Annotated in this window: 9 protein-coding genes and 1 pseudogene; 9 read left to right on the top strand and 1 reads right to left on the bottom strand. The window is 53.8% G+C overall.

All coding sequences use genetic code 11. From position 1 onward, the window contains the following. The first annotated feature begins 87 nt into the window (after positions 1–87). Positions 88–324, top strand: a complete 237-nt coding sequence (locus tag AUK29_00640; GenBank protein ID OIP66476.1) for a hypothetical protein — start codon at positions 88–90, stop codon at positions 322–324. Between the two features lie 100 nt (positions 325–424). On the opposite strand, the gene AUK29_00635 is transcribed toward AUK29_00640, so the two are convergent. Next, positions 425–910, bottom strand: a complete 486-nt coding sequence (locus tag AUK29_00635) for a hypothetical protein (protein OIP66475.1) — start codon at positions 908–910, stop codon at positions 425–427. A 146-nt stretch (positions 911–1,056) separates the two neighbouring features. Between AUK29_00635 and AUK29_00630 the strand changes: the two genes are divergently transcribed. The 8 genes and pseudogenes from AUK29_00630 to AUK29_00595 all read left to right on the top strand — a co-directional run bounded on the left by AUK29_00630 (position 1,057) and on the right by AUK29_00595 (position 10,454). After that, positions 1,057–2,271: a hypothetical protein gene (locus tag AUK29_00630; GenBank protein ID OIP66474.1), complete on the top strand. Its 1,215-nt coding sequence runs from the start codon at positions 1,057–1,059 to the stop codon at positions 2,269–2,271. Positions 2,272–2,478: 207 nt separating this feature from the next. After that, entirely contained in the window at positions 2,479–3,543 is a 1,065-nt protein-coding gene (locus AUK29_00625) for a 3-isopropylmalate dehydrogenase (GenBank protein OIP66473.1), read from the top strand. 161 nt (positions 3,544–3,704) lie between these two features. Further along, positions 3,705–4,862: a hypothetical protein gene (locus tag AUK29_00620; protein OIP66477.1), complete on the top strand. Its 1,158-nt coding sequence runs from the start codon at positions 3,705–3,707 to the stop codon at positions 4,860–4,862. A 268-nt stretch (positions 4,863–5,130) separates the two neighbouring features. After that, a complete protein-coding gene (locus AUK29_00615; GenBank protein ID OIP66472.1) occupies positions 5,131–6,876 on the top strand; it encodes an acetolactate synthase, large subunit, biosynthetic type in 1,746 nt (581 codons plus the stop codon). Between the two features lie 74 nt (positions 6,877–6,950). Then, the gene (locus tag AUK29_00610) at positions 6,951–7,430 is read left to right on the top strand and encodes an acetolactate synthase small subunit (protein OIP66471.1); all 480 of its coding nucleotides are present in this window, start codon (positions 6,951–6,953) and stop codon (positions 7,428–7,430) included. A gap of 64 nt (positions 7,431–7,494) precedes the next feature. Further along, positions 7,495–8,505 (top strand): ketol-acid reductoisomerase, encoded by a 1,011-nt coding sequence (locus AUK29_00605; GenBank protein OIP66470.1) that lies wholly within the window; start codon positions 7,495–7,497, stop codon positions 8,503–8,505. Positions 8,506–8,597: 92 nt separating this feature from the next. Beyond that, positions 8,598–9,398 (top strand): CDP-diacylglycerol--serine O-phosphatidyltransferase, encoded by an 801-nt coding sequence (locus AUK29_00600; protein ID OIP66469.1) that lies wholly within the window; start codon positions 8,598–8,600, stop codon positions 9,396–9,398. 499 nt (positions 9,399–9,897) lie between these two features. Then, positions 9,898–10,454 (top strand): annotated as a pseudogene (locus AUK29_00595) (2-isopropylmalate synthase).

Genomic DNA, 10,454 nt, shown 5'->3' with positions numbered 1-10,454 from the left:
ACAAGATCCTTCAAGGTCCGAAGACTAATCTTCTCTTTTTCATAAAACCGGCGGTAACTCCTGTTTTTAATAACCAGATCTCTCAGCATGGGTGATCTCCTCCTGACCGCGTCATCCCTGACGCCTCATGGTTTATGTTGCTTCTTCTTCGGGCATTCCGATTTAACCGCTCTGACAGGATGCCTCGACACCTGGAATTTTAGGTTCTTCTCCCATTTAGTGGGTAAAAAGGGTTCAAGGGTCAAAGGGATCAAGGATTCAAGTGAAATACTGAAATGCAAGCAAAATCTCCAGAGAAAAACACTGGACCCCAAGATGCCTTAGTGTAGTAGCCGTCGCGATATTCCGACAGGTCCAAGAAAGACTCCTTGTAGCCGCTGTATTTTTTTTGATGATTTTATACATTCTGTGTAAACATGGCCGGTCAGGCCGTAGCCGTCAGCTGCAGGATCTGATACATAATCTCCCGGGATCCAAGGGCGCCCTTAGTCTTTTCATGAATCATGGCAGAAAGCTGCTGAACCATGGAAACCGAAGGGGTCCAGGAAAACTCATTTTGGAATCGTCTTTCCTTAAATCTTTGTGATGCATCCACCACGTTGGGATATCCGAGTTTTTGCGGCTGGATGGAAGCTATTTCAGCAATAATTTGTTTTCTTCTCTCTTTAAAAGCCGGGTCCGGAAAACCGTCTTTAGTCAATCTGCACCGGCGGAACTCAATCCTCTTAACTTGTTTGGGTTTCTCGTGCTCACAACGCATATGAACCAGCGCCGCCAGGATGACCTTCCCGCCCAATTGCGGGAACACCTGCGAGCCCTCTTCATTGACCAGCCGGTTCAAAGACTCCGAAGAAACCTCCTGAAATCTATCTTCCTGGCCAAGCAGAAATGACCAGACCTCCTCTTTCATCCCTTTCGACCTCCCATCCTGATTATACATATAATCAAGGATTTTGCAATTTTTATTCTCTGAAAAAAACCTAAAAGGTTGCTTTTAACATCGTATTCTAATATGCTGATTCATCACAGCACAAAACCTAAAAAAGGACAACCACCGTGTTTTTGCCTCTGAACGATATGCCCAATCCCAAAGGGATCCCCGTGGTCAACTACCTGCTCATCGGGATCAATGTGGCCGTCTATCTCCTCTACTCCCTCCCCCTGAGCACGGCGCGGCCTGACCTGAACGACCCGGCCATTCTGGAGTATATCAGGGCCATTCCGCAATATCAGAATCTCCCGCTCTACCAGATCATCCATCATATCTCCGCCTATGACCTCTTTGTCTTCACACACGGGTTTAAACCGGCCCACCCGTCTTTGAACGATCTCTTTTTCTCCCTTTTCCTTCACGCCGGTTTCCTCCACCTGTTCGGCAACATGCTTTTTCTCTGGATCTACGGCGACAATGTGGAGCACCGGCTCGGCTATCTCGTTTATCTCCCTGTCTACCTAACAACGGGGGTGATCGCCACCCTTTTCTATTCGCTCTTCCAATTCAACTCTCCCATGCCCATGATTGGGGCATCGGGCGCCATCTCCGGGGTCCTCGGGCTTTATTTCCTCTGGTTTCCCAAGAACAAGGTCCGGGTCTTTGTCATGCTCTTCCCCTTTTTCATGGATACGGTTCTGCTTCCTGCGCGCCTGGTGCTGGGATTCTTCCTGCTTATCGACAACCTCTTACCTTTTCTCTTCACCCCGGCAAGCGCAGGGGGCGTGGCTCACGGGGCGCATATCGGAGGTTTTCTCGCGGGCCTGGCCATTGCCTACGGCGTGGACCGGCCCCCGGAATTCATCAGCCGATTCAGGCGGCGAGCCATCATGGGACGCAGACCTGAAAGCGCCTACACAGAAGAACCCGATCAAGGCGTTCAGTTGCCGCAAAATATTCATGAGGCCCTGCAACGCGGGGATGACATGGAGGCTGCCGCCGGATATTTTTCATCCCCTTCCGCCTCAGCACGAAAGACCATCGATCCGGAAGACCGTCTGCAGATCGGATTTTTCCTTCTCAAGGAGAACCGATACTCCGAGGCCCTCACCGTGTTCAGACAGTATATTGCGGATGATCCCAACGGCCCCTTTCTGGACCGGGCCTATCTCGGCGCCGGGATTGCCCTCTATCAGGGAAAGGGTCTGATCACCTCGGCCTATCAATATTTCCTGACCGTGCTGGACCTCAACCCGGACCCGGAAATCGAAGCCCAGGTTAGAAGATATCTGGATGCCATCCAGTCCATGCAGAAGATGCAGATCAGGAGAAGACCATAAGGGATTGAGGACCTTTCCGAGTCGGAGCTTTGATGAATTCGTATTGACTTCGTTCTTGATTTATCCTCTGTGTTATGTTATCTAAAAGCATTTCCAAAAGAGCGGGTGAAAACATCAGGGTTCAAGCCCCGTTGGAAGTTTTACAAATAAACGAAGAAGAACCGTTATCTAATATTTTTTACTCTTTATCTACCGAAAGGAAGGATGATGGCGAAGACATACAACATTGCGCTTATGCCGGGGGATGGGACGGGCCCGGAGGTCATTGCAGAAGGGGTCAAGGTCATCAAGGCGGCGGCCGAGAGAGAAGGATTCTCGTTGAAGCTGACCCACTATGATTTCGGAGGGGAACGCTACAAACGGACCGGGGAAATCCTTCCGGATTCGGCCATCGAAGAATTCCGTCAGATGGATGCCATCTATCTGGGGGCCATAGGCCATCCCGATGTGAAACCCGGGATCCTGGAGAAGGGGATCCTGCTCCATCTCCGCTTTGCTTTGGACCAGTATATCAATCTTCGGCCGGTCAAACTTTATTCCGGGGTCGAGACCCCGCTCAAGGACAAAGGGCCGGAACAGATTGACTTTGTGGTGGTCAGGGAGAATACCGAAGGGCTCTATTGCGGGGCGGGAGGCTTCCTGAAGAAGGGGACACCGGACGAGGTGGCGATTCAGGAGTCGATCAACACCCGGAAAGGCGTGGAGCGGTGCCTGCGGTTCGCCTTCGACTACTGCAAGAAGAGGAACCGGACGAAGAAGCTCACCCTGTGCGGCAAAACCAATGTCCTGACCTATGCGTTTGATTTATGGGAGCGGGCCTTTTATGAGGTGGCCGGGGATTATCCGGAGATCCGGACCGATTACGCCCATGTGGATGCCACCTGCATGTGGATGGTCAAGAATCCGGAATGGTTCGATGTGATCGTCACCGACAACCTGTTCGGGGATATCATCACCGACCTCGGGGCCATGATCCAGGGAGGCATGGGGATCGCAGCCGGGGGGAATATCAATCCGGAAGGGACCTCCATGTTCGAGCCCATCGGCGGTTCGGCTCCGAAATATACGGGCAAGAATGTGATCAATCCTCTGGCCGCGATCTCAGCCGGGCAGATGATGCTCGATTTTCTGGGTGAAAAAGCTGCAGCCGGCCGGATCGAGAAGGCCGTGATGAAGGCCATTCATAAGGATATGCAAAGCCTTTCCGCAGGCAAGATGGGGCATGGAACCAGAGAGGTCGGTGACATCGTTAAGGCCTATGTTCTCGAGTAGCTTTAGGGTCGCCGGTCTATTTTTCGGATTGACGGTAGAATTAAAATGTGCAAGAATAGCCGGCGTTAAAAAAAATCTTTTATTTTATTGGAATCCATGCGGCTTGTCGAAAAGTTATGGACCTTACCATCATCAAGGAGGCGGCAATGAAGAGAAAGGTTATAGGAGCGCTCTTCTTTTTTTGTGTCTGGACTGTCTTATTTACTTTTTATCTTCCTGCAGGCGCCTTTGCGGAAGACCCCGGGACCAAGCCATTAATCCAGGACGGTGATTACACGTCCTCAATCATGATCAATGCCGATACCGGCGATCTGCTCTATGAAAAAAATATTCATGAGAAGCACCCGCCGGCCTCCATGGTCAAGATGATGCTGATGCTTCTGGTCATGGAGAAACTCAAGGATCATTCCATAGCCCTGACGGACCAGATTACCGTCTCCGCGAGGGCCAGTAAGACCGGAGGTTCCCAGGCCTACCTGAAACAAGGCGAGGTCTTCTCTCTGGAAGAGTTGATGAAGGCGATCGTCATCCATTCAGCCAATGATGCCAGTGTGGCGGTGGCCGAACACATCCTGGGGAGTGTGGAAGGGTGCGTGGACCTCATGAACCGAAGGGCACAGGAATTGGGGTTGAAGGACACGATCTATCACAGTGTGGACGGGCTTCCGCCGGAGAAAAACCAGGAACCCGATCTGTCCAGCGCCTATGACCTGGCCATGCTGGGCAGGGAACTGGTCAAGTATCCCAATATCCTGGAGTGGGGTTCCACGAAGTCCGCGCCTTTTCGGGACGGAAAATTTATCCTGGTCAACACCAATAAGCTGATCGGAAATTTTCCCGGCGCCGATGGGATCAAGACCGGCTATTACCGGGCAGCGGGTTTCGGCCTTACGGCTTCGGCTTCACGGGATGGTCTCCGGATGATCTCCGTGGTCCTCGGCGCGAAAACCAACAAGGACCGGATGCGTGAATCTGCAAGGCTCTTGAGCGTCGGCTTCAATATGTACAAGAAGGTTCAGGTGGTCAAAAAAGGGGAGACGATCGGGAAGGAGGTGCCTGTTTCCGGGGCCAAGGTCAAGAGCACGATCCTTGTGGCGGCGGACGATTTCTCGGTTTTTGTCCTTCGGGGGGCCGAGTCCTCGTTGAGCAAGGTCATTGACGCCCCGTCCGTGATCGAGGCGCCCGTGATCAAAGGGAAGCCTTACGGTTCCATCATCGTCAAGAACGGGGAAAAGGAAATTGCGAAGATTCAAGCCCTTTCCCAGGAAGAGATTCCCAGGGCCAACTTCTTTTACAGGATGATCTCAAAATTCTTATAGAGATGATTCGAAAGGGTTCGGCAGGCTGTTGTTCCTGCCGCCGCAGGCAGCGGCTTGCCCCAGGATACTTCAGTCACGTTTCTATTTGAGACCCACATCCTGCAGCCGGTTCTCACTGTGAAACTTATGTGAGACGCCTCCGCGAATTCTTGTTGTTTTTCAATCTAATCAGTGCTAAGGTTGATGAATTCGTAAGTGCTATATAGTGATATTCCCCTAAGGAAATGGTCAGGAAGACCTGCTAAGAAAATAGGATAAGGGAAAAAATATGAAGCTCTCCGGGGCTGAAATTTTTATTGAATGCCTGAAAAAAGAAGGGGTGGACGTCATCTTCGGTTATCCGGGAGGTGTGGTCTTGAACATCTACGATGTTCTGCACCAACAGCGGGAGATCGCGCATATCCTGGCCAAACACGAGCAGGGCGCCGTGCACGCAGCGGACGGATACGCCAGGGCATCAGGAAAGCCCGGCGTGGTGCTGGTGACCTCCGGCCCCGGCGCCACCAACACCGTGACCGGGATCGCCACGGCCTATATGGATTCCATCCCGCTGGTCGTCTTCACGGGTCAGGTCCCCATGTCCATGATCGGGAACGATGCCTTTCAGGAGGCCGATATCGTAGGGATTACGCGTCCCTGCACCAAGCACAACTATCTCGTCAGCGACGTCTCCAAACTGGCGTCAGTGATCAAAGAGGCCTTTCATATCGCCACGACCGGGCGCAAGGGGCCGGTGCTGATCGATCTTCCCAAGGATGTGTCGGTCAACAAGACGGACTTCAAGTATCCCTCCAAGGTAGACCTCAAGGGATATAAACCGACCTACGAGGGGAACCCTCAGCAGATCAAGCGGGCTTTGCAGTACATGAAAAAGGCGGAGCGGCCCGTCTTCTTCACCGGAGGCGGAGTCATTCAGTCGGATGCCTCCTCTGAGCTGAGGGCCCTGGTGAAGAAGACGCATATCCCGGTCGCCAGTTCCCTCATGGGTCTGGGGAGCTACCCCGGTGAGGACCCCCTCTTTTTGGGGATGCTCGGGATGCATGGGACCTATTGCGCGAATATGTCGGTGCAGAATGCGGATTTGATCATCGCCGTGGGCGCTCGGTTTGACGACCGGGTCACCGGGAAGATCGCAACCTTTGCCCCCAAGGCCGCCATCATTCATATCGACATCGATCCGACCTCGATCAAGAAAAACGTGCCGGTCGATATCCCGATCGTCGGAGACTGTCAGAACGTTCTCAAGGAGATGGGAAAACTTGCCGCAGCGGAGAGCGGTGTGCAATGGAAAAAGAAACACGAATCCTGGATTGCTCAGATCGGCAAATGGGCGCAGGAACACCCCATGAGGTACAGGGAACGCAAGGGCAAGATCGCCCCGCAATATGTCGTGGAGCAGATCTATGAGGTGACCCGCGGGGATGCCATCGTGACCACCGAGGTCGGGCAAAACCAGATGTGGACGGCCCAATACTACAAATTCAAATCCCCCAGGCAGTTCCTCACCTCCGGAGGGCTGGGGACCATGGGGTATGGTTTCCCCGCGGCCATAGGGGCCCAGATCGCCTGTCCGGAGCGGACCGTCTTCGACATTGCCGGAGACGGGAGCATCCAGATGAACATCCAGGAACTGGCCACGGCCGTTCAGCATCGGCTCCCTTTGAATATCGCTATCCTGAACAACAGGTTCCTGGGCATGGTCCGTCAGTGGCAGCAGATTTTCTATGAGTGCCGTTACTCCTACACCTGTCTCTCCAGCGGACCGGACTTTGTGAAACTGGCTGAGGCCTACGGGGCCGCCGGAATCCGGGTGACCCGGAAAGAGGACGTGGCCGATGCCATCCGGGAGGCCATTTCCATCAAGAATACCGTCATCCTGGATTTTGTGATCGACCGTGAAGCCAATGTCCTTCCTATGGTTCCGCCGGGCGCGGCCATCGACGAGATGATCTTTGAAGAGAAAAAAGACAAGAAAAAGTTGACCCCTGAACAAGCGGAAAAGATCACAGGCTGAAACGGCCGATCTGTCCGGGTATCAAAGGGCACACGGACCCGGATCAATAGAATAATAGATGGATAGAGGTCCCTATGCGTCATACCATCTCGGTGCTCGTGGAGAACAAATTCGGCGTCCTGTCCCGGATTGCAGGGCTCTTCAGCGGGCGGGGTTTTAATATCGAAAGCCTGAATGTGGCGGCGACCATGGACCCCTCTCTTTCCCAGATGACGATTGTGACGTCCGGAGACGATAAGATCCTCGAACAGATCACCAAACAGTTGAACAGGCTCATCAATGTGATCAAGGTGATGGATTACTCGGAAGAGAAGGAGTATCTCCAGCGGGAGCTGGTCCTGATCAAAGTGAGCGCGAAGGCCGAGCACCGTGCCGAGGCGCTCCGGATCACCGATATCTTCCGGGCCAAGGTGGTGGATTCCAGCCAGACGCACTATACCATAGAGGTGACCGGGAGTTCGGAGAAGGTCAATGCCATCATCGAGATGCTCAAGCCCCTGGGGATCAAGGGAATTGTCCGGACCGGTCCCGTAGCCATGGTTCGGGAAAGGTGAAAAATATTCGGGTTCAAATATTGAAATTATTTCCAGAGGAACCAACCCAGGAGGAGGAAATGAGATGAAGATCTATTATGACAAGGACGCTGATCTCTCCCTTTTAAAAAAGAAGAAGATCGCCGTCATCGGGTATGGAAGTCAGGGGCATGCCCAGTCCCAGAATCTTAAAGACAGCAAAATGAACGTGGTCGTGGGGGCGATCAAGGGTTCAAAGACCTGGAAACGGGCCGAAAAGGACGGCATGAGGGTCATGGAGACCGCGGAGGCGGCCGCATGGGCTGATCTGATCCAGATCCTGGTCCCTGACGAAAAGCAGGCGTCGGTCTATGAGCAGTTCATTGCCCCCCATCTCAAAAAAGGGGACACCTTGTCTTTCTCGCATGGGTTTAATATTCATTTCGGGCAGATTCTCCCCCCGGAAGAGATCAATGTGATGATGGTGGCGCCCAAAGGGCCGGGCCATCTGGTCAGGCATGAATACCTGCAGGGCGGGGGCGTCCCATCCCTGATCGCCGTCCACCAGGACCCTGCCAAAAATACAAAGAAGATCGCCCTGGCCTATGCCGGCGCCATCGGCGCGGGCCGGGCCGGGATCATCGAAACCTCCTTTAAGGAGGAGACCGAGACCGACCTCTTCGGCGAGCAGGCCGTGCTTTGCGGCGGGTGTACGGCGCTCGTGACCGCCGGGTTTGAGACCCTGGTTGAGGCGGGGTACGCCCCTGAGATGGCCTATTTCGAGTGCATGCATGAGCTGAAACTGATTGTGGACCTGATGCAGGAAGGGGGCATTGCCAACATGCGGTATTCCATCAGCAATACCGCTGAATACGGGGATATGACCAGGGGGCCTCGTGTCATCGGAGCGGGATCCCGGGCAGCCATGAAAAAGATTCTAAACGACATACAGAGCGGGGAATTTGCCCGAGAATGGATCCTTGAAAACAAAGCCAACGCCCCGGTCCTCAAGGCATTAAGAAAGAAGGGGGAGGCCCACCCCATCGAGGAGGTCGGCTCACGGCTGCGGTCCATGATGAGCTGGCTCAAGAAAGACAAACTGGTAAAGGAAAAGTAAATCCCGTTACACCCCGTCTTGAAGTACGGTCTTTTCTGATGATCTGACGGATATCCCATGGATCCCCAGCCTGAAGGCCGTGACTTTCCGGCATGACGGGGCAGACGGTTCTAAAGACAGGGTGTGCAGACATGAACCATACCGTTGAACGCCCCAAGGGGATTTATCTTCTTCCCAATATCTTTACCACCGGAAATCTCTTTGCCGGGTTCTACTCGATTATCGCCTCGGTCAATGGAGAATACGAGAAGGGGGCCATAGCCATTTTGATCGGAGCGATCTTTGATTCCGTGGACGGCAAGATCGCACGGTGGACGCATACATCATCAAAGTTTGGGGTTGAGTACGACTCTCTCTCCGACCTGGTCTCCTTCGGGATCGCCCCGGCTATTCTGAGCTTTTTATGGGCGCTGAAGCCTTTCGGCCGGATCGGATGGCTGACCTCCTTTCTCTTCATGGTGGCGGGCGCCTTCCGCCTGGCGCGGTTCAATGTGAATACCGACGTGGCGGACAAGAAATACTTCGTGGGTCTTCCCATTCCGGCTGGGGCCGGAGTGATCGCCACATCCGTTCTTGCCTACCATCATTTCTTCGGGTATTCCGAATCGGACAAGCCGTTTTGGTTTGTGGTCGTGGTTCTCGGCATCTCCTTCCTCATGGTCAGCAATATCCGCTACTACAGTTTTAAGGACATCGATCTGATCAAACGGCGCCATTTCAAGATCCTGCTTTTCCTTGTTCTCGGCGCCCTGGTGATCGCAGCCGATCCGGAATCCGTCCTCTTTCTGATGAGCGTGGTCTATGCCCTTTCCGGAGTGGTCGAGGGGATCCGCCACAAAAAAAGCGTGGATGTACTTGACATAGATGATGAAGATGTAGTAAAAGAAGACTGATTCTGCCGCAAATACCCCATCTGCGGCGTTACGATATATTCTGGCTTCACTGCGGCGTACCAGAAAAGTACGCCTCATTCGCCAGTAAATATCGTGCCTTGCATCTGGAGCATTTGCAACAGAATCAGGTTTTGTAGTAGTATAGGGTAAAAACTGTGAAGAGGAGTAGTAAGGGTTCCCCCCTGCCTTAGAGAGCCGGCGGATGCTGCGAGCCGGCGCAGGGCGCCCTGAACTCGCCTCGGAGTCGCGAAGGTGAACCTGTTGATCAGGACAGCCGTAGTCTTCGCCGGCTGGCGGCCGTCATCCTGCCGGAAATAAGGGTGACCGGGGTCGGGTCCCTGGCTCACTGAAACAGGGTGGTACCACGTGGGAAATTTTCAGCCCTCGTCCCTGGCTTTTAAAAAGGCTTGAGACGGGGGTTTTTTATTTGCAATCGAGCATAGGATTTAGATATTAGGATTTCGGATTTAAGAACTTGGGGAGTGAGAGGGTAAATCTGATGAACGACATCGTCCGCATTTTCGATACGACCCTGAGGGACGGGGAGCAGTCCCCGGGATGCAGCATGAACATCGAGGAAAAGATCCGTGTGGCCCATCAACTGGCCGCCCTTAAGGTTGACGTGATCGAGGCCGGGTTTCCTGTGGCCTCTCCCGGGGATTTTGAGGCGGTCCGTGAGATTGCCCGCAAGGTCCGAGGGCCGGTCATCTGCGGCCTGGCCAGGGCGCTGGAAAAGGACATCGATGCGGCCTGGGAAGCGGTCAAAGAGGCCGAGCATCCGAGGATTCACACCTTCATTGCGACATCGGACCTGCACCTCAAGTTCAAGCTCAAGATGAGCCGGGAAGAGGCGCTGAAACGGGCGGTCTGGGCTGTCGAGCGAGCAAGGAAATATACCGGCGATGTGGAGTTTTCGGCCGAGGACGCGGCCCGTTCGGACCTCGACTATCTCTGCCGGGTGATCGAGGCGGTTATCGCGGTCGGGGCCGCCACGGTCAATATCCCTGACACGGTCGGGTATGCCATCCCTGATGAATTCGGCCGGCTCATCGCGGC

The organism is Nitrospirae bacterium CG2_30_53_67 (assembly GCA_001873285.1).
Classification (GTDB): domain Bacteria; phylum CG2-30-53-67; class CG2-30-53-67; order CG2-30-53-67; family CG2-30-53-67; genus CG2-30-53-67.
The sequence above is the reverse complement of the archived record's forward strand: the minus strand, read 5'-3'. Positions and strand labels throughout refer to the sequence as shown.

Excerpts from the sequence above, each read along its gene's own strand:
- AUK29_00640 (OIP66476.1), top strand. The coding sequence starts at position 88 with ATGGGTGATCTCCTCCTGACCGCGTCATCCCTGACGCCTCATGGTTTA.
- AUK29_00635 (OIP66475.1), bottom strand. The coding sequence starts at position 910 with ATGAAAGAGGAGGTCTGGTCATTTCTGCTTGGCCAGGAAGATAGATTT.
- AUK29_00625 (OIP66473.1), top strand. The coding sequence starts at position 2,479 with ATGGCGAAGACATACAACATTGCGCTTATGCCGGGGGATGGGACGGGC.
- AUK29_00615 (OIP66472.1), top strand. The coding sequence starts at position 5,131 with ATGAAGCTCTCCGGGGCTGAAATTTTTATTGAATGCCTGAAAAAAGAA.
- AUK29_00610 (OIP66471.1), top strand. The coding sequence starts at position 6,951 with ATGCGTCATACCATCTCGGTGCTCGTGGAGAACAAATTCGGCGTCCTG.
- AUK29_00605 (OIP66470.1), top strand. The coding sequence starts at position 7,495 with ATGAAGATCTATTATGACAAGGACGCTGATCTCTCCCTTTTAAAAAAG.
- AUK29_00600 (OIP66469.1), top strand. The coding sequence starts at position 8,598 with ATGACGGGGCAGACGGTTCTAAAGACAGGGTGTGCAGACATGAACCAT.